Below are 20,622 nucleotides of genomic sequence, written 5' to 3'. Positions count from 1 at the left end.
CCGTCCCATTGCGTTGCTCGTCGACCCAGAAGACGCTCCACAATAAAAACACAGGAAATCAAGCGTCAGACGGGATGCAGCGCCTCGATAAGGGAGGATCTGAGCATGGCGATTACTCGACGTCGATTCATGGAAAACTCTGCGGCTGCTGTTGTCGGCGCCGGTATTGCGGCAAGCCTGGGGCCGGCCGCTTTTGCGCAAGCCACCGATACATTGAAAATTGCTTTTGCTGCCCGCGGCCTCAAGACGATCGATCCTGCAAAGTCGATCCAGGGTGTCGATAACTGGGCGATTATTCACATTTACGACAAGCTTGTTGACCTGCCGCTCTGGAAGTTTCCGGCAACGATAGACGAACTCGTACCGCGCCTTGCGACGAGCTGGAGCTCGACACCGGATTCAAAGTCCTGGACCCTGAAACTCCGCCAAGGCGTCAAATTTCACAAGGGTTATGGTGAGATGACGTCCGAGGACGTCAAGTTCACGTTCGATCGCATTCGCGATGCCGTTCGCGTGGGCGGGGTACGTCCGAAATTCACCAATATCAGCGAGGTCGTGGCTGACGATCCTTACACGGTCACGTTCAAGTTGGCGCAGCCGGATCCGCTCTTCCTGCTCGGTGCTCTCAGCGACTACGACGCCTCGGTCATGAGCAAGAAGGCAGTTGAGGAAAAGGGCGAAGAACCGATCGGCCGTGATCCGATCGGAACCGGTCCTTACGTGCTGGAGACAGTCTATCCGGATCCGTCGCAGGGCGTCATGCTGGTCGCCAATGCGGAGCACTGGGACGTCCAGCCGGCGACACCGAAGCTGCAATGCCTCTATATCGCCGATACGACGGCGCGTACGCTGGCGCTGCTGTCAGGCGACGTGCATCTGATCGAGGGCGTTCGCGCCCCCGGCTGGGCGGCCTCCATGTCGCAGCGCGATCCGAACCTGATCTTCGACGTCGCCAGCCCCGGCAGTTTCTTCACCATGCAGGTCAATCTGACGAAGAAGCCTTTCGACGATGTGCGTGTGCGCCAGGCGCTCTTCTACGCGATCGATCGTGACGAAATCACCACGGCAATCGCGCCGATCAGCAAACGCACCTATGGGCTCAATCCGCCCTCCTATCCCGGTGGCTTCTCCGCGGAGAACATTCCGGCGGACGTTGCCTACAAGTATGATCCCGAAAAGGCAAAGTCCCTGCTTGCAGAAGCCGGATTCCCTGATGGTTTTAGCTTCAAGAACGATACGTCGCAGCGCGAGGACTTTTCGGCGATCATGCTGATGATCCAGGCGCAGTTGCGCAAGGTCGGCATCAACATGGAACTCAACATCAAGGACCATACCGCCTTCCATGCCGATCAGAACATCGGCACCAACACACTGTCGCAGCAGTCATCTGCCCTGCCGCCGGTGCCGACACAGGTGATCGTCACCTACTTGTCGAAAGGCGCCGAAGTTCGCTCGGATGGCAATGGCGGGGCAAATATGAGCCATTACGGCGTTGCCATTCCAGGGATCGACGACCTCCTGGGCAAGGCGCTTGCCGAACCGGACCTCAACAAGCGTCTGGAAATCGTCAAGGAAATCGAGATCAAAGCCCTCACGGACGCGGTCATCCTGCCCGTTTCCAACAACGGCTTCATGGTCGTTCGTTCCGAAAAAGTCGATCTCGGCTACGACGTGGTTTCCGGCTATGTGAACTGGCCGCTGACCAAGGCCAAGATCAAGGCCTGAACCTTTGAGGGCGGCGGGTGGAAGAAGAGAAATGCCTCTGCCGCTCTAAGCTTTGTTGAAGCATCGGATTACCCTGAAAACCGCTTCATAAGTTTCAGCCCGGTGCTCCAGTCGCGAACACGCTCCGACATCGTCATTTCTCCCCGCTCTTGAACCGGGGTGTTGCGCTCTGCGCGCAGATATTGGTCCTTCTCCTGTGAGGTCAGACATGGCGCAAGCCAACACCATATCCATCAGCCTGCCATCCAAGCCGCTTTCGGACGGCGTCACATGGGCAATCGACGAACTGCGCAGCCGCCTGAAGCGGAGGGGCGCGAAATTCTCGGACAACGCATCGGGGCAGGACATCTCGATCATCGTGGGCGAGGTGGGATCGCCGCAGGCGCCGGCTGCGATGGCGCGTAGTGAGGAAGCTTTTGCTCTAACCCGGGACGGCAACGTGATTGCCGTCTGGGCGCATGACGACAGGGGCATGGTCTATGCTTTGACCGAACTCGCCGACCGGGTGCGCTATAGTGGTGACGAAGACCTGTTCGCAGGCAAGTTTCCGCTCACCGAACAGCCGTCAGCCCGCATCCGCAGCATCGCTCGGCTTTTCTGCAGCGAGGAGGAAGACAAGGTCTGGTTCTACGACAAGCAGCAATGGCGCGACTATCTGACCATGCTGGCATCGAACCGCTTCAACCGTTTCGCCCTGACGCTTGGCATGGGCTACAACTATCCCTACCACAATCCGTGGATTACCGACGTCTACTTCTATTTCCCTTATCCGTTTCTATTGAAGCTGCCGGGTTACGGCGTCGAGGTTACCGAGCTCTCCGATGAGGAGCGCGAAACCAATCTTGAGATGCTGAAATTCATTGGTCGTGAGGCGGCCAGGCGCGGATTGGAATTCCAGCTGGCGCTCTGGACGCAGCGCTATGATTTCGACGATGTCCCGCGGGCCAATTACACGGTCACGGGCGTGACGGATGATAATCTCGCTCCCTATTGCCGTGATGCGATCACCGAATTGCTGCGCCAGGTGCCCGAGATCACCGGCCTGACATTCCGTGTCCATGTCGAGGGCGGCATTGCCGAAGGCGAATACGGTTTCTGGAAGGAGGCGTTTGCAGGTGTTGCCGCTGCCGGTCGTCCAGTCGAGATCGACATGCATGGCAAGGGTCTCGATCACACCATGCTGCAGATCGCCCGGGAGTCCGGAATGCCCTTTGCCGCTTCGCCAAAATATCTCGCCGAGCATATGGGGCCGCCCTATCACCAGTCAGCTATCCGCAACAAGGAATACCCGCCGGAAGTGGCGCGCAGCGAGCGCGAGCAGCTCAGCGAAGGGTCCCGAAAATTCCTGCGCTACAGCTATGGTGACCTTCTGACGAAGGACAAGGACTACAAGGTCATCTATCGCATCTGGGCGGGAACGCAGCGCGTGCTTCTCTGGGGCGATCCGGAATTTGCCGCCGGTTATGGCCGCAGCTCCATGTTCGCAGGCTCCGATGGCGTTGAATGGTGCGAGCCGCAGAGCTTCAAGGGCCGTATGGGCACCGGCATTCCCGGTGGCCGCTTCAATTACCAGAAGCACGGTCTGCCGACGCGCTACGACTGGCAGAAATATGAGTATCAATACCGTATCTGGGGGCGACTGCTCTACTATCCTGAAGCGCCGCGCGAAAGCTGGATGCGTTATCTCGAACATGAATGCGGCGATGCCGCCGCCGATTGCGAGAAGGGGCTCTCCTGGGCAAGCCGCGTGCTGCCGCTGATCACCCTGGCGCATGGCCCTTCGGCCTCTAACAATCACTACTGGCCGGAGGTCTATACCAACCTCCCGCTTGTCGAGGGCTCGGGCCGTCGCGCCTACGCTTTCGACATGGAAGGGCCGGTCCGTTTCGGAAATGCGCCGACCTTCGATTCAGCGCTCTTTGCCAATGCGCGCGAATATGCGGAACTGCTTCTCGCGGGAAAGCCCTCGCATCGCTACACGCCGCTTGATGTGGCCGACTGGCTGGACGAGATGGCGGAAGGCTGTGAGACGGCGCTAACGGGTGTGAAGGCGACCAAAAGCTTCGGCTCCGCCACTGTCCAGCGCATCATGATCGATGTGCAGATCGCAGCCGGCATCGCCCGTTTCTTTGCCGAGCGGTTCCGCGCGGCTTGTTGGGCCGAGCTGTTCATTGCCACCAAGGTGACGACACTGATCGAGCCGGCAATCGATCACGCCAAGCGGTCGGTCATGGCCTGGCAGGCGGCCGCTGATATTTCGCGCGATGTCTACCACGACGACCTGACTTACGGAACACAATCCTGGCTGCGTGGTTCCTGGCAGTCGCGCCTGCCGGAGATGGCGGCCGAGGTTCTCGACCTGGAGTCACTGCGCGGCGGCGGCAAGTTTGAATCGGTGCAGGCGGGCGAACAGGTGCTCGCAGCCGTGAAAGCACTCAAGGCTCGCCGACCTGTGATCGCCAGCGCGGCAGGCATCATAGCGCCCGCGACGTTCAAGGCGGGCGAAGCGCTGACGGTGCGTGTCGATGAAACCATGGACGAGGAGCCGGTGCTGCACTATCGTCACGTCAATCAGGCCGAGCGTTGGAGTTCGGCGAAGATGACACGGAATGGCAATGGCTTCGACGCCACCATTCCCGGCGATTACACCGACTCCAAGTTTCACCTGCAGTTTTTCGTCAGCTCGAGGAGGGGCGGGCGAAGCGTGCTGTCACCGGGTCTTGAGGACAATCTTTCCAACGAGCCCTATTACACGGCGCTGCAGAACTGAAGCTTGCATACCATCATGGACGTCCGTTGACGGGAACGCCGGCGGCGCCAAAGGAGGAGACCGCTCCGGCGGTAACAGGGAGGAGACGGATCTGTGACCCGGTATCTCTTGTTCAGGCTGGCGGATGCCATTCCGACCATCCTGCTGGTTTTGACACTCGTCTTCATCGCCATGCGCATCCTGCCCGGCGATCCGGCGATTGCGGCGCTTGGCGACAATGCCACGGCCGAACAACTCCAGCTCTTTCGAGAGCGCATGGGGCTGAATGCTCCCCTGTGGCAGCAATATATCAACTTTGTCATCGGAACGCTCAGCCTGGATTTCGGCCGTTCGGTCATGACCGACCAGCCGGTGCTCGGCCTGATCGCCTATAATCTTCCCTATACGATCGAGCTGACGATCGTCGCGATGATCATGGGGGTTGTCGTTGGCGTACCCTTCGGCGTTTGGGCGGCCACGCACCGCAACGGATTGCCGGATTCGGCCATGCGCGGTTTTTCGCTGTTTGGCTACGCCATTCCCGATTTTTATCTCGGCGCGCTGCTTCTCATCACCTTCGCGCTCAATCTCGGCTGGTTCCCGATCAATGGGGGCGGCACAGGCTTCATCGACCGCATGCACCACGTGTTCCTGCCGGCGCTGACACTGGCCCTTGTGAAGGCTGCCTTTATTGGTCGCCTGACCCGTACCTCGCTGCTGGAGGTAATGGGCCGCGATTATGTGCGGACTGCCCGTGCCAAGGGCGCGCGCGAAACGCGCGTCATCTATCGCCATGGATTGCGCAACGCGCTTCTGCCGCTGACGACCGGGCTTGGCCTCAGCATGCTTGCAACCCTCTCCGGCTCGGTGGCGATAGAACTCGTCTTCAATCGTCCCGGCATCGGCAAGCTTTTGATCAGCGCCATCGCCGAGCGCGACTACGGTGTCATCCAGGGGGGCGTCGTCGTCTTCGCGATGTTCGTCGTGCTGATCAACCTGGCGATGGACCTCATCTACATCGTTGTCGATCCAAGAATCCGGGTGAAATGATGGCCACATCAGAACAGGCTCCCCAGATCATCACGGACGACCACCGGCTGGCAGATGCGTTCCGCCACATTCTCTATGGGCGCATATCGACCAGCTTTGCGTTGCTTGTGGTATTGATCTTCATCTTCGTCGCCGCCTTTGCGCCTTGGCTCGCGCCTTACGACCCGCTCGCCCAGAGCATCCTGGCGATCAACCAGAAGCCGTCAGCAGCCCATTGGCTCGGAACCGATCAGTTCGGGCGCGATGTGCTGTCGCGCATGATTTATGGCTCGCGCAATTCGCTGATCTTCGGCTTCATCTCGCCGGTTCTGGCAGCGATCTTCGGCACGCTGCTCGGCGTCACGGCCGGTTATTTCGGCGGTATCACCGATCGCATCATTTCGCGCCTGATCGATCTGCTGCTCGCTTTCCCGGAATTGCTGCTCGCCATCATCATCGCCGCTGTTCTCGGCGGTGGCTTCTGGAATATCATCGCAGTCATCACCGTCGCCTTCATTCCCGGCTTTGCCCGCGTCGCCCGTGCCTCGACACTGGCCGTCAAGCAAGAACCTTACGTGGAAGCGGCAATCGCGGTCGGCGTGCGCACGCCTGTCATCATTTTCCGGCACATCATCCCGAATATCGCAGCCCCGATCGTCGTGCTGATGACGCTCTGGGTCGCGTCAGCCATCCGATCGGTGACGCCGTGCGCGACGTGCTCGATCCGGAGACGGCGCAATGAAGCAACCCTTGCTGAGCGTCGAGCATCTGCGGGTAGAATTCGGAACGGCGACGAACCCTGTTGTCGTCGTCGACGATGTGAGCTTCGAGATCGAGGCCGGCGGAGCGGTCGGTATTGTCGGCGAGTCTGGTTCCGGCAAGTCGATCACGTCGCTATCGATCATGCGGCTTGTGCCGGAGCTCTGTCGGATTTCCGCTGGCAAGATTAGTTTCGAGGGCAACGATCTGCTGAAACTGCCGGCAAGCGCGATGCCGGAGATCCGCGGTCGCGATATCGCGATGATCTTTCAGGAGCCGATGAGTTCTCTGAACCCGGTCATGACGATCGGCGACCAGATCGGCGAAGCAATCAAGCTGCATGAGAGGATGAGCCGTCAACAGCGTCGCGCCCGCATCATCGAGCTTCTGAAACTCGTCGGCATCCCCAATCCGGAAGGCCGCCTCGATGCCTATCCGCATCAGTTCTCTGGCGGCATGCGCCAGCGCGTGATGATTGCCATGGCCGTTGCCTGCAATCCGAAACTCTTGATCGCAGACGAGCCGACGACGGCACTCGACGTCACCATCCAGGCCCAGGTGCTCGACCTGATGGCGAAGGTGCGCAAGACGCTGAACACCGCCGTGCTCTTGATCTCGCACGATCTCGGCGTCATCGCCGAGGTCTGCGATCGCGTCATCGTCATGTATGCCGGACGAGTGGTCGAGGACGCCGATGTCCGCTCGATCTTCAGGAACCCGAGCCATCCCTATACGCAGGGACTGCTCAAATCGATCCCGCGCCTCGACGACGAGCGCTCGCGCCTCTACCAGATCCCGGGCTCGGTGCCGACCGCGGGCTCGGTGAAGCAGGGCTGTCCCTTTTACGCCCGCTGTCCTTTGCATATCGACAAGTGCCGCAGTGAAATGCCGCCGATGTTTGCCTTCGGCCCGAAACACAAGGCCGCCTGCTGGGTCACCGCCGAAAACAAGGCATCCCTCCCATCGATCGAGGAGCATATGTGATGAATGCGATCCTGCGTGCCGAGGGGTTGAGCAAGGTCTTTTCCGACGGTGGCATGCTGTCCTTCAAGCAGGAGAGCAGTGGCGTGCGCGCTGTCGATGATTTGAGTTTCGAGATCTTGCGTGGGGAAACGCTGGCGCTGGTGGGCGAATCCGGCTGCGGCAAGTCCACGCTCGGACGGTTGCTGCTGAGGCTGATCGAGCCGACGGATGGTCGCGTCTTCTTCGAGGGTACGGAATTGACGGCGTTGTCGCACGAGAAGATGCGCAGCATGCGCCGTAATGTGCAGATGATCTTTCAGGACCCCTATGGTTCACTCAGCCCGCGCCGCTCCATCGCGGAAATCATCGGAGAACCGCTGGACGCCTTCGGTCTCGTCCGCTCGAAGCGCGAACGGCGCGAAAGGGTCGCCGATCTCCTTACCCAGGTCGGTCTGCCAACGAGCGCTATGGACCGCTATCCCAGGCAGTTTTCCGGCGGTCAGCGTCAACGCATCGGTATCGCCCGGGCGATCTCCCTCAATCCCGGTTTTATCGTCGCCGACGAGCCGGTCTCGGCGCTCGATGTTTCCGTGCAGGCGCAGATCATCAACCTGATGCAGGATTTGCAGGAGACGAAGGGTTTCTCCTTCCTCTTTATCGCCCACGACCTTGCCGTCGTGCGCCATATCGCCGACCGCGTAGCGGTGATGTATCTCGGCAGGATCGTAGAGATCGGCGACAAGCGGAAGGTCTATTCGGCCCCGCAGCACCCTTATACGCAGGCGCTGCTGTCTGCCGCGCCAGAGCCCGACCCGGATCGCAAAAGCCGCCGTATCGTGCTTGAAGGCGATGTGCCGAGCCCATCGCGCATTCCGTCCGGCTGCAGCTTCCATACGCGCTGCCCGATTGCCAAGGACATTTGCAAGGTCGAGCGGCCCGCCCTGAAAGAGGTTGCGAGCGGCCAGATGGCCGCCTGCCATTTCGCCGCGCCCAATCCAATCCCGCCGCGCGTGCGGGAAGTCGTCGCCGAGTTCTAGCGCTTCAACCGCCGCCAGGGCGCATGATCCGTCTTGATCGTGATCGACGCGGACGACGGCAGTAGCGGTTCGCGCTTGCGCCGTCCGAAGCGGCGCTTGAAGCCGAGGATGTTCTCGATGAAGCTGCGCGCATAGAGGCCGGGACCGCTGGAATAGATGCGCCAGCCACCATCGATATCGATCTCGCCTTTCTTGACCCGATCCCAGTCGGTCATCGCCTGATAACGGTCGAGGAACGCGGCATCGCTGCTGCTGAAATAGGTGTTGCGCTGGCGCAGCGACGCGTGCGGCAGGGCGTCGGTGACGGAGATCGGGTTGACGAGGCCGATCGTCTTCCAGAGCGCCTTCGCATCCTCGGCGATGGCGAGCGTCTCGCAGTAGCGCAGATGCGCATGCACATACATGAGGCCGATCTCGCGGCCGAAGAAGGAGGAGGATTCTGCGCGCCGGAACAGCGTTTCCGGGCCGCCGGCATAGGTCGCCGGCTTCTCCATCAGGCGCACGCCATCCGGGAAGAGCAGGTGTTTTTCGATCAGCTTCATATGCGCCCGCCGCTGCTCCGGCGTGAAGAGCTTGCCGAGCATGGCCTGCGTCATCGAGATCAGCGAATAGTGCAGACCCGTGCGCTTGTCATCGGGATGCAGCAGCAGCTCGACGCCGTTATGGGCGGGGTCGAAGATGCCGTAACCGGCGACAACGCCACCGCGGATCAGGTGCTTGTTGAAATCGCGCCGCATGGCGGTGGCGATCTTGCGCAGTTCGGTGGCGTCGGCGCCTTTGCCGATACGCCGCAGGATGGCGGAATAACGCACGATCTGCTCATAGAGCAGGGACACGGTCCAGCTGCTCACCATCCAGTCACGAAGATGCGGATCGGCCGGCTGCAGGGAATCGTTCCAGTCGCCTTCGCCATAGCGGATCAGATGTGTGCCGGGAATGAAGCGCTCACGCACCGTCGCGAGAAGCTTGTCGACATGGACGCTGATCGTATCGGCGGGTGCCCTGCCCATGGTCTTGTCATCGCGCCAGGCCACCTTTTCGTCGAGGATGGCAAGGTCGCCGGTCGCCTCGATATAGTCGCAGAGCGCCTTCAACGGCCAGACGACGATATCGCCGTGGCTGTCGCCGGAGCGGATGTTGGAATAGGGTTCCAGCATGAACCATTGCGGCCAGTCGCCCTTTTCGAGGTACTGTTCGCTGAAGACAGTCTTCACCACTTCCTTGGCTTCGCGATCATGCTCATAGGCGAGCAGGAATTCCACCGGTCCCTGACACGCATCGCGTGTGCCCCAGGCAGCACCGGTATATTGTTCCAATCCGTGCGGCACGCTCAGATGCACGATCGCATCATGCGCGAGCCAGGGCAGGATCGTCGCATAGGCTATGGCATCGCCTTTCGGCTTGTCGAACGTCAGGCCGCGAATGGCATGCTGCCAGAAGCGCGAGGCTGGTGCCAGCATCATCTCCTGAGTGACGCCGCTTGCGTAGCGATCCGCCAGTCGCTCGGCCTCCGCCATATCGGTCATCGAGCCGACGACGGCGAAGGAGAGCGCCTGTGTCTCGGTGGAGCGCAGGGCAATGAAAGCGCCGTTGCGAGCAACGCCGTCCTCATAGAGAAGCTCGTCGCCACCGACCGCCTCGATGGCGCCAGGCGTGGAGCTTACCAGCCAGTAGCTTGCATCGGGAAAACGCTCGCCCCAGAGCCAATGCGGGTCAGGGCGGAAGCGGATGCGCTTGGCTTCGCCGTCGAATTCGACATAACCGCTCGCATCATATTCCCGCTCGCCGAGAACGAGATGACCGAACACGAGGAACCGGCACGGCTTGCCCTCGACGGAGACAGCCCATTGCATGGCGGGGTCTTCACCCGATGCCGCAGCCGTCACGATGATGGTGCGGTCGGCAAGGCGGTAGATCCAGCGGCAGTCACTGAGGCCCATGTCGAAGGCTGAGGGCACGCCGAGGAGCTGCCAGCCATGACCGGCATCGACAAGAATGCGCAAACCGCTCGTCCGAGTGAGGTTGTAGGGCTCGCGCGAGACGGAAAATAGCTTGTGGAAGGATGTGTTGCCGATCGTCAGCTGTGCAGCAAAAATGCCTTGCATCCAGCAAGTCGAGGCCAGCGTCACATCGTCGAGCAGCATGTTCTGGCCGCTGCGCACGATCGCGCCATGACGGCGCGCCACGTGTGACTCCTTCTCTTGCAGGACCACGTGACGGTTGAGAGCGCCCTCGGGCACGAAGAAGGAGAGGAGCTTTCCCTCGACGCGCTCTTCAAGCACGCGCGCCGGATAGAGACGGGCGAGCGCTTTCTCGTCCAGTGCCTCGGCGGCCAACAGCCCGGCATCCTGCAGGATGCCGCGCGGCGGTGTCTGTTCGGCCGCGCCTGATACATTCTTTCCGATGGTGCTCAGATGGTCGAGGCGGGACAGGTCGGCATTATCGGACGCCGCCTGGTGATCGTTAAGGAAAAGGCCGAAGAAACTTGCGGTGACGCCCTCGGCTGAAACGGCGAGCGGCTTCGATTGAAGGGCTGGGCAGGCCATTTCATGCTGGCGGCGCTGGCTCGGCAGATCGGTGCCGAAGGGACCGACGAGACGATCATCGTTCGCGGCAGCCGATTTTACCAACTGGATTGCATCGGTGGCGTAAGCGGAGACACCTTCCAGGCAGCCCTGCGCGAGCCAGGGATTGCGCCCGCCGCCCTGCTTCAGGTTCTGGCGGTTCATCACCACAGGCCCGAAGACCGGATGCTTGGCAATATGATGGTCGATATATTGCGACGCATAGGCCTCGCTGTTCATCAGGAAGCCGCGGTCGCCGAGGCCGATATCCTGAACCAGGACGAGATCGGCCGGCAGTTTTTCCGTGCCGGAATGCGTCAGCGTCACATGCCAGAACCACGTCGTCTCTGAAGGGGCAAGCACGAGGCTAACCTGATAGCGGATATCGGCGACATTTCCGCTCCAGGAGAAACCCGCTTCGCTAAAGCCGAACTTGCCCTGCGCCCGTGGGCCGACAATCTCGGCGGTGGCAGGCTTCTTGCCACCAATCCGCAGATAGAGCCGTCCGACGCCGCCGGACAGCGGCGATCCCTGGATCTGGTTGATCTGCACCGATCCGAGGCTGTCGCCATAGTCGATGGAAAACAGCGTGCCGTTCGGCAGGGCGGAGATGGAAAGGCCAGTGCCGTTGGCGATCGTCAGAAGGCCGAGGTCGTCGCGGCGGGGCATCTGCAATTTGCGATTCAGTCTCGTGGGCATGTGAGATCTCGTGTCGCCTAAAGGGAATCGGACAATGACGCAGAATGTTTGTGCGAAATATTACCCAATGTCACTGGTTAGATCATGGCGCCCATGATGAACTCAAATCAGAGTGAAGCAAACGATGACTTAAGAGGGAGGACGGCTTAGCCAAGTCCGCCTTGGCCCCTCGACGACGCGAGTATTGAAGCGCATCGCCTTCCCACCGTTGCGGAACAAGATTTTCTCGGGGAGGGCAGATGTATTGAAGGCATTCGAGGCCGGTCTGGCGTAGCGCCGAACCGGCCCTGGTTGACTAGATATTCTGACCGCCAGACACTTCAATGCGCTGTGCCGTGACCCAGCCGTTGTCAGGGCCAATCAGGCTGGCGATCATCGGGCCAATATCGTTTGGCAGCCCGACGCGGCCAAGGGCGATCATTTTTGCGAATGCCTCGTTATAGGCGGGCGTATCGCGTACCGCGCCGCCCAGGAAATCTGTCGCTATCGCACCTGGAGCGACCGTATTCGCCGCAATTCCGCGACTTCCGAGCTCTTTTGCCAGGTAGAGCGTGAGTATTTCGACCGCTCCTTTGGCTGCCGAATAGGCGGAAAATCCCGGATAGGAAACGCGGGTGAGGCCGGACGAGAAATTGACGATACGGCCGCCGTCGACAATGAGCGGGAGCAGGGTCTGGGTCAGGAAGAAGACGCCCTTGACGTGGACATTGAAGAGACTGTCGAACTGCGCTTCGGTGGTCTCTGCGAAGCCCGCCATCTCGCCATGACCGGCATTGTTGATGAGGTGATCGAAATTGGTACGCGACCAGGTAACCGTCAGGACGGATCGAACGGCGTCCACGAAGGCCGGGAATGCCGATATGGTGCCGACGTCGAGCTGCAGCGCCACTGCCTTGCGGCCGAGAGCTTCTATTTCGGCCACGACAGCCTTGGCTTCTTCCGCGCCATTTCGGTAGGTCAAGATAACATCGCCACCATGCTTGGCGATGCTCATGGCGGTGTTCCGTCCAAGGCCACGGCTGCCGCCGGTTACGATTGAGATCGTCGTCATAGGTCAACTCCTTTTGTGCTGATTGCTGATCAGCACATTGCCCCCAGCTCGATTGGAACTGCTGCCTATTTCTCCAAACGAATTGCCTATTTATCCGAAAGCGAAGAGTGACCTTGCCCCACGCGCTTGCGCCATGCCTCAAAGGCCTGATAATCTGGCGTCATTAAAGGCAGGCGGACGATTTCGACTTGCCTTTTTCTCCATTGTCATGGGAGTTCTGATGGGTTTGCTGGAGATCGTCCGCCGTCATGCAGACATCAACGTCGATCGCTTCGGAGCGGCGGCAACTCCGATCGCCGGTCTGACGGCTATCCGCGCCCTGAACCCAAGCGAAATCCAGTTTGCGATCAACAGGCCTCTGGTCGCGCTGGTACTCCAGGGTCGCAAGAGAGTGAGCATCGGGCCGGAAACGTTCGACTTCGGCGCAGGCGATAGCCTCCTGATCACCGCTGATGTCCCAACGGTGAGCCAGATCACAACGGCAAGCCGCATTGCTCCCTATTATTCTCTCGTTCTCGAACTTGACCTCGCCATGATCCGTGAACTGGGTTCGGAGATTGGTCCGGTGACAGCTTCGACTTCGAAACCCGTTAAGGTAGACCCGACGGAAACTGAGGTCGCGGACATCGCCGCCAGGCTCATGAGCCTCATTGATCGGCCCTCAGTCATGCCGATCCTGGCGAGACAGCATCTAAGGGAGATGCATTTCTGGCTGATGACCGGCAAACACGGAGCCTCGATCCGGGCGCTCGGTCAGGCAGATGGCCATGCGGAGAGAATTGGTCGTGCCGTTGCCATGATCCGCGAAGGCTTCGCTCGTCCCTTGCGAGTGAATGAGCTTGCAGAGACGGCGGGCATGAGCCTTTCGTCATTTCACCAGCATTTCCGCGCAGTGACCACATTGTCACCACTTCAGTTCCAGAAGCAGTTGCGCCTGATCGAGGCGCGAAGGCAGATGATCTCGGATGGCGTTCCGGCCAGTTCGGCTGCATATTCCGTCGGCTATGAGAGCATCACGCAGTTCACGAGGGAATATGCCCGCCAGTTTGGAGCACCGCCCGTTCGTGATCTCAAGGCGTTGCTGGAAAATGGCGCAACCGCGGCGTGAGCTCGGCAAGGCAAGGTTTTTACTCCGCGTTCCGGCGCTTCCTTAGGCCTGGGCAACGAACGGCAGATCCGCTTCAGCCATCAGATCGCAAGCTGCGAAAACCTCCCCGACGCCGATCAGTACCGGCCGGTCGAGGCCGATTTCCGCCATGGCCGAAGAAAGACCGTCCAGGCTGCCGGCCCAGCGCCGCTCGTCGGCATTGGCAACAGAGCTGACGATGACGACAGGCGTTCTTGCATCGAGCCCGGCCTCGATCAGCCTGCTCTGGATTGCTCCGGCTGTTCGTCCACCCATGTAGAAGATCGTCGTTTTTCTTGTGTCTGCGATAGCCTGCCAGTCAATCGTCTCGGGCAGGCTGCCATGGCGCGAATGTCCGGTGACAAATTGCACGCTCTGCGCATGATCGCGATGGGTCAGGGAAATGCCAAGCCGTGATGCCATGGCGCTCGCCGCCGTGATGCCGGGGATGACCTCGACCGAAATATTGTGCTTTTTCAGATAGGCGATCTCCTCGCCGGCGCGGCCGAAGATCATCGGATCGCCGGATTTCAAGCGTGCAACATTCTTGCCTGCCTTGGCGAAGGTCAGCATCATCTCGTTGATGTCTTCCTGCCGGCAACTTTCGCGCCCGCCGCGTTTGCCGACCAGCAAGCGCTTTGCTTCGCGCCGCGCGAGTTCCAGAACCTCGTCCGACACGAGATCGTCGAACAGGATGACATCGGCGGCCTGCAATGCCCGCACCGCCTTCAGCGTCAGGTACTCCGCGTCGCCCGGACCGGCGCCGACAAGCGTCACCCGCCCGACGGGGCGCATTTGAGCCGGCCTTTGCATATCGGCCAGCAGATCGCGGACGCTTGTCTCTGTCGGCTCAGCGCCGAAAGCACGATCCACAAAACGTTCCCAGAAGGCGCGGCGGGCTGCGCCGGGCTTCAGGCGAATAGCAATTTCCTCGCGGAGAGATTGGGCAAGGCCCGCCCACGATTTCAGGGATGTCGGCAGCAGCGTCTCGATGCGGCGGCGAATGGCCTGCGCGAGAATAGGGGCCGCGCCATCCGTAGAGATCGACACCACCACGGGCGAGCGATTGACGATGGAGCCGAACTGGAACTGGCAGAAAGCCGGCTTGTCGATCACGTTGACAGGAACGCCGGCTCGCCGTGCAGCATCGAAGAAAGCGTGAGCCTCGGTCTCCTCATCGCAATCCGCTATGGCAAGCGCCGCACCAGCAAAAACGTCCTCGCGCCATGCCATAGGACAGTGGATGAGTGCGCCTTCCGGATGCGGTGAACCTCGCGCGACGAGAGTCGCGCATGCCTCGCCGAGATGTTCGCAATAGATCTCGACTCTGGCGCCGCAGGCAGCCAACAATTCTGCCTTCCAGGCACAGGCATCCGAGCCGCCGGCGACGATCACCCGTTGTCCGGCAAGCGACCAGAAGACGGGCAGCTTGGCAAGCGGCGCCATGCGGGCGGGTGCCCGGTCGGCAACATCATTCGGCAGCGTCTGCAACACAGGCATTGATGATCCCCCTGATTTCGGCACGGCAGGAGCCGCAATTGGTGCCGGCTTTGAGCTCGTTGCCGATCGCTTCGACGCTGCGGCAGCCGGAGCGAACGGCGGCGACGATCTGGTTGACGCCGACGCTGAAGCAGGAGCAGACCGTCGCCCCCGGATCAGGCCTGTCGGCGCCAGGCCGGCCGGCGATAATGGCAAAGCGGCGACGCAGATCGCTGTGATCAGCAGTCAGCTGCGCCACCGCCCAGTTGCGTGCGACGGCGACCGGCTCTCTTGCAAGGAAGAGCGCGGCAAGCAGCCTCTCTCCGTCGAAGAACGCGATCCGCCGGTTGCCGGACTGCTGGTCGGCATAACCCAAGGGCTCGATATGGTCGGCAATGGCGAAGCTTTTTCGGCACCAGGCCGTCCAGTCTTCAATACCGTCATGGAACGCAAGCTCCAGCCGCCATCCGCCGTCGGCCCTGGCGAGTGCCCGATAGTCCGCGTCCGCCACATCAGGCTTTGCCAGGCTGACGGCGAAGCCATAAGCGGCAGCGCGATAGCGGCTGACGGCAACCGCAACATTCTTCGAGGCGGGCTGGCCCGAAATGGGGTCCGTTGCGGGTTTGACGACGGCGCCGATTCTCGCTTCAGCCGAATTCTGGTCGCTCCAGTGCATCGGCACGAAGACGCTGCCGCGCGCCTGCCGGTCGGTCACCAGGGCGCGGATAATCGCCTTGCCATGGCTGCTTTCGATCTGCACGAGGGCGGCATCGGCCACGCCGAGTTCCATCGCATCGCGCGGATGGATTTCCGCGAAAGGCTCGGCGATATGGGATGACAGTCGCGCGCTCTTTCCCGTCCGCGTCATCGTGTGCCACTGGTCGCGGATGCGGCCGGTATTCAACGTGAAGGGATAGGCCGAATCTGTTCTATCGGTTGCCGGCGCTTCGACGGCAATAAAGCGCGCCTTGCGATCGGAATGGAAGAAACCGCCCTTGGCGAAGAACCGCGTTTCCCTTTTCTGTGCCCCGAAAGGCTGCGGCCACTGGAACGGCTTCAGCGCATTGTAGTCTGCCGGCTCCGTCTTGGCATAGGCGCCGATATCGAAGTCGCGGCTGCCGTCATTCTCGAAGGCGGAGAGTGCAGCGTGCTCGGCGAAAATATCGGCCGGGGACCTGTAGTCGAATGCGGCAAAGCCCATCCGGCGGCCGACTTCTGCCATCTGCCACCAGTCGGCGCGTGCCTCTCCCGGCAGAGCAAGGAAGGGGCGTTGCCTCGATATGCGGCGTTCCGAATTGGTGACCGTTCCGTCCTTCTCGCCCCAGCCGAGGGAGGGTAGCAGCACATGCGCGTGCCGCGTCGTATCGGTCTCGCGCAACATGTCGGATACGACCACGAAGGGGCAGGCGGCAATCGCCGCCTCGACGCGGCGGGCATCGGGCATGGATACGACCGGATTGGTCGCCATGATCCAGAGCGCCTTGACGCGACCCTCCTCGACGGCCCGAAACAGATCGACGGCCTTCAGGCCGGGCTCGGCGGCAATAGCAGGGGCATTCCAGAAGCGCTTCACACGGTCACGATCATCAGTGTTTTCGATAGCCATATGGGCAGCCAGCATATTGGCCAGGCCACCGACCTCACGGCCGCCCATCGCATTCGGCTGCCCCGTCAGTGAAAACGGCCCCATGCCGGGTCGGCCGATGCGCCCCGTCGCCAGATGGCAATTGATGATGGCGTTGACCTTGTCGGTGCCGGAAGCGGACTGATTGACGCCTTGGCTGTAGCAGGTGACAACTTTCTCGGTCGTCTCGAACAGGCAGAAGAATTCCCTCACCTGCATGGCCGGCAGGCCGGTGCGCTCAAGCAGGTCGTCTACCGTTAGCGCGGCGGCAGCGGCGAAGGCCGCTCCAAAACCTTCCGTATAGGCACCGATATAGTTCTGGTCGATAGCAGGGCTTGCCGCGAGATGGGCAAGCAGTCCCATGAAGAGTGCGACGTCACCGTCCGGACGGATGGCCAGATGCAGATCGGCGATATCGCAGGTCATCGTCCGGCGAGGATCGATGACGACGATTTTCAGGCCCGGTCGGGTCGCCTTGGCGGCTGCCAGCCGCTGGTAGACGACGGGATGGCACCAGGCAAGGTTGGACCCCGTGAGTATGACAAGATCGGCAAGTTCCAGATCCTCATAGAGGCCGGGCACCGTATCCGAGCCGAAAGCGCGACGATGACCGGCGACCGAGGAAGACATGCAGAGGCGAGAATTGGTGTCGATATTGGCAGAGCCGATGAAGCCCTTCATCAGCTTGTTGGCGACGTAATAGTCTTCTGTCAGAAGCTGACCCGAGACATAGAAGGCGACGGAATCGGGGCCATGTTCGGCAATGGTCTCGGAAAACCTGCTGGCGACGAGATCGAGCGCCTCATCCCAGCCTGCCTCTCTGCCCTTGATTTCAGGATGGAGCAGGCGACCATCGAGATCGATCGTTTCGGCAAGCGCCGAACCCTTGGAACAGAGCCGGCCGAAATTGGCCGGATGCTCAGGGTCGCCCTTCACTGTTACGGTGCCGGTATCATCCACTTTGGCGATCACGCCGCAGCCGACGCCGCAATAAGGACAGGTAGTCTTGACTTCTGCTCCCATCATTCCGCCGCCATGACGAGGCTTTCGAGCGCGATATAGAGCATGCCGCCCTCGTTCCTGAGCGGGATGGTACGCACCGCACCATCATCGGCACCGAGCGCCTTACCGGTCTCCAGCGAGATCACCCAGTTGTGCAGAGGGCAGGTGACGGCATTGCCGTGCACGATGCCTTCCGAGAGCGGGCCGCCTTTGTGAGGGCAGCGATTTTCGATCGCATAGACCTCGTGTTCGCCCGTGCGGAAGACGGCGATGGTCATCTGCGGGGTTTTCACGCAGCGCGATCCGCGCAACGGAATATCGGAAATGTCGCCGATCGGGTGCCAGTTCATGATGGTTCTCCTCACTCGGCTGCCTGACTGAAACCGATGGTCGCCATCGGCCGGAATTCATGCTTGTCCTTGCCGGAAACGCGTTCCGACCAGGGATCGACCTGCGCGAATTTCTGGGAAAATACGAAGCGCTCGTAATAGGCCTTGCGTTTGTCGTGATCCTCCATGATCTGCCGGCGGATCTCATCGAGGCCGATGCGCTTGGCCCATTTATAGATGCGCTCGAGATAGCGGCCCTGTTCGCGGTACATCTGCGTCAGCGCCACGATATGTTCGAGCGCCTCGTCCTCGGTCCTTACCAGGCCGAGCACCTCCGTGCCCTTGATGTCGAGGCCTGCAGCGCCGGCGAAATGGATCTCGAAGCCGGAATCCACGCAGATCACGCCGATATCCTTACAGGTGGCCTCGGCGCAGTTTCGCGGACACCCTGACACTGCCATCTTCAGCTTTGCCGGTGTCCAGGAGCCCCACATGAATTTCTCGATGCGGATGCCGAGACCCGTGGAATCCTGCGTTCCGAAGCGGCACCAGTCGGAGCCGACGCATGTCTTCACCGTGCGCAGGCCCTTGGCATAGGCCTGGCCCGAGATGAAGCCGGCCTTGCCAAGATCGGCCCAGACGGCCGGAAGGTCTTCCTTTTCGACGCCGAGCAGATCGATGCGCTGGCCGCCGGTGACCTTGACCATCGGGATTGCGAACTTGTCCACGACATCGGCGATGGCGCGCAGTTCGCCGGAGCTGGTCACTCCGCCCCACATGCGCGGCACGACGGAATAGGTACCATCCTTCTGGATGTTGGCGTGGACGCGTTCATTGATGAAACGCGACTGGTAGTCGTCGGCATATTCATCCGGCCAGTCGCAGACGAGGTAGTAATTGAGCGCCGGGCGACATTTGGCGCAGCCGCCCGATGTCTTCCATTCCAATTCCTGCATGACGGCGGGAATGGTCTTCAGCTTCTTTGCCTTGATGAGGCGGCGCACGTCATCATGGCCGAGCTCGGTGCAGGTGCACATAGGCTGCACCGCCTTCGCATTATAGGCATCGCCCAGCGTCAAGGACATGAGCTGTTCGACAAGGCCGGTGCAGGAGCCGCAGGAGGCCGAGGCCTTCGTATGGGCGCGCACATCATCGAGCGATGTCAACCCCTTGGCCGTGATCGTTGAAGTGATTTTGCCCTTGCAGACGCCGTTGCAGCCGCAGATTTCCGCATCATCCGGCAAGGCTGCAACGGCCGCCATAGGGTCCAGCGGGGACCCTCCCTGATAGGCCTGGCCGAAGATCAATGTGTCGCGCATCTCGGAGATGTCGACCGCCTTTTTCTTCAGGTCGTTAAACCAGGCGCCGTCGGACGTCTCACCATAAAGCACCGTACCGATGATGCGGTTGTCTTTCAGCACAAGGCGCTTGTAGATTCCCGCAGTCGCATCGCGCAGCACGATTTCCTGCCGGTCGTCGCCGTCGGCGAAATCGCCGATCGAGTAGAGCTCGATACCGGTAACCTTGAGCTTCGTCGGCGTGTCGGAGTGCGCAAAGGCCGGCTTCTTATCGTCGGACAAATGGGCAGCGGCGACACGGGCCATTTCGTAGAGCGGCGCGACGAGGCCATAGACCATGCCGCCGACCTCGGCGCATTCGCCGAGCGCGTAGATATCGCCGTCCGAGGTCTGCATGCCGGCATCGACGACGATGCCGCGATTGACGGCGAGCCCGGCGTCCTTGGCGAGATTGACGTTCGGTCTAATGCCGACGGCCATGACGACAAGCGTGGCAGGGATGATCGTGCCGTTGTCGAGCTCGACGCCTTCGACCTTGCCGTCGCCGATGATCGCCTTGGTATTGGCCTTGCAGATGACCTTGATGCCGCGGTCCTCGACGGCCTTCTGTAAGAGGTAGCCGGCGGCGGGATCGAGCTGGCGTTCCATCAGCGTCGGCATGACGTGCAGCACAGTGACATCCATGCCGCGCTGGGCGAGACCGGCGGCCGCTTCGAGCCCGAGCAGGCCGCCGCCGATGACGATTGCCTTTTCGCGCGATTGGGCTGCAAGCAGCATAGCCTGCACGTCGTCGAGGTCGCGGTAGGTGATGACGCCGCGAAGATCCTTTCCGGGCACCGGAATGATGAAGGGTACAGAGCCTGTCGCGATGACGAGCTTGTCGTAGCTCTCGGTGACCCCGTGGTCGGAGGTGACGGTCTTGGCGACGCGATCGATGTTGACGATCTTGTGACCCTTGTAGAGCGTTATGCCGTGCTTGATATACCAGCCATCACCGTGAATGATGATCTGCTCGTAGTCCTTTTCTCCCGAAAGCACTGGCGACAGCATGATGCGATCGTAATTGACGCGTGGCTCGGCGTTGAAGATCGTAACCTCGTAGCGTCCTGGCGCCTGTTCGAAGAGGTGCTCCAGCATGCGCCCAGGCGCCATGCCATTGCCGATGATAACGAGTTTTTCTGTCATATT

Annotated in this window: 12 protein-coding genes and 1 pseudogene; 7 read left to right on the top strand and 6 right to left on the bottom strand. The window is 60.9% G+C overall.

The window, feature by feature from the left end:
- Window positions 1-105: 105 nt before the first annotated feature.
- From FHX06_RS18595 to FHX06_RS18570, 6 genes and pseudogenes are all read left to right on the top strand, one after another.
- Window positions 106-1,725, top strand: a complete 1,620-nt coding sequence (locus tag FHX06_RS18595; protein WP_112971679.1) for an ABC transporter substrate-binding protein — start codon at window positions 106-108, stop codon at window positions 1,723-1,725.
- Between the two features lie 208 nt (window positions 1,726-1,933).
- Window positions 1,934-4,495 (top strand): hypothetical protein, encoded by a 2,562-nt coding sequence (locus tag FHX06_RS18590; protein ID WP_113212371.1) that lies wholly within the window; start codon window positions 1,934-1,936, stop codon window positions 4,493-4,495.
- 93 nt (window positions 4,496-4,588) lie between these two features.
- Window positions 4,589-5,524, top strand: coding sequence for an ABC transporter permease (locus FHX06_RS18585; RefSeq protein ID WP_112971600.1), 936 nt, complete (start codon window positions 4,589-4,591; stop codon window positions 5,522-5,524).
- Window positions 5,521-6,183 (top strand): annotated as a pseudogene (locus FHX06_RS36200) (ABC transporter permease); the annotation flags it as partial. The gene FHX06_RS18585 and the pseudogene FHX06_RS36200, both read left to right, overlap by 4 nt.
- A 58-nt stretch (window positions 6,184-6,241) precedes the next feature.
- On the top strand, window positions 6,242-7,246 hold the full coding sequence (locus tag FHX06_RS35620; RefSeq protein ID WP_183880399.1) for an ABC transporter ATP-binding protein: 1,005 nt from the start codon (window positions 6,242-6,244) through the stop codon (window positions 7,244-7,246).
- Window positions 7,243-8,262: a dipeptide ABC transporter ATP-binding protein gene (locus tag FHX06_RS18570; protein WP_112542356.1), complete on the top strand. Its 1,020-nt coding sequence runs from the start codon at window positions 7,243-7,245 to the stop codon at window positions 8,260-8,262. The genes FHX06_RS35620 and FHX06_RS18570 overlap by 4 nt, the downstream gene beginning before the upstream one ends.
- Here the strand turns inward: FHX06_RS18570 and FHX06_RS18565 are convergent.
- Window positions 8,259-11,525 (bottom strand): GH36-type glycosyl hydrolase domain-containing protein, encoded by a 3,267-nt coding sequence (locus FHX06_RS18565; protein ID WP_183880396.1) that lies wholly within the window; start codon window positions 11,523-11,525, stop codon window positions 8,259-8,261. The genes FHX06_RS18570 and FHX06_RS18565 overlap by 4 nt on opposite strands.
- Before the next feature lie 295 nt (window positions 11,526-11,820).
- The gene (locus tag FHX06_RS18560; protein ID WP_183880394.1) at window positions 11,821-12,576 is read right to left on the bottom strand and encodes an SDR family NAD(P)-dependent oxidoreductase; all 756 of its coding nucleotides are present in this window, start codon (window positions 12,574-12,576) and stop codon (window positions 11,821-11,823) included.
- Window positions 12,577-12,793: 217 nt separating this feature from the next.
- On the opposite strand from FHX06_RS18560, the gene FHX06_RS18555 reads away from it, so the two are divergent.
- Entirely contained in the window at window positions 12,794-13,684 is an 891-nt protein-coding gene (locus FHX06_RS18555; RefSeq protein ID WP_210300580.1) for an AraC family transcriptional regulator, read from the top strand.
- A gap of 42 nt (window positions 13,685-13,726) precedes the next feature.
- On the opposite strand, the gene cysG is transcribed toward FHX06_RS18555, so the two are convergent.
- Genes cysG through nirB form a run of 4 tightly spaced genes read right to left on the bottom strand, consistent with a single transcriptional unit; the run spans window position 13,727 to window position 20,619 of the window.
- Complete coding sequence (cysG, locus tag FHX06_RS18550; protein WP_183880392.1) at window positions 13,727-15,202, bottom strand: siroheme synthase CysG; 1,476 nt, start codon at window positions 15,200-15,202, stop codon at window positions 13,727-13,729.
- Entirely contained in the window at window positions 15,174-17,828 is a 2,655-nt protein-coding gene (locus FHX06_RS18545) for a nitrate reductase (RefSeq protein ID WP_183880673.1), read from the bottom strand. The genes cysG and FHX06_RS18545 overlap by 29 nt, the downstream gene beginning before the upstream one ends.
- A complete protein-coding gene (gene nirD / locus FHX06_RS18540; protein WP_112542351.1) occupies window positions 17,828-18,157 on the bottom strand; it encodes a nitrite reductase small subunit NirD in 330 nt (109 codons plus the stop codon). The genes FHX06_RS18545 and nirD overlap by 1 nt, the downstream gene beginning before the upstream one ends.
- 11 nt (window positions 18,158-18,168) lie before the next feature.
- Window positions 18,169-20,619: a nitrite reductase large subunit NirB gene (nirB, locus tag FHX06_RS18535; RefSeq protein ID WP_183880390.1), complete on the bottom strand. Its 2,451-nt coding sequence runs from the start codon at window positions 20,617-20,619 to the stop codon at window positions 18,169-18,171.
- Window positions 20,620-20,622: the final 3 nt, after the last annotated feature.

Source organism: Rhizobium sp. BK512 (genome assembly GCF_014194915.1).
Lineage (GTDB): Bacteria > Pseudomonadota > Alphaproteobacteria > Rhizobiales > Rhizobiaceae > Rhizobium.
Note: the sequence above shows the minus strand (reverse complement) of the source record. Positions and strands in the feature narration are given on the sequence as shown.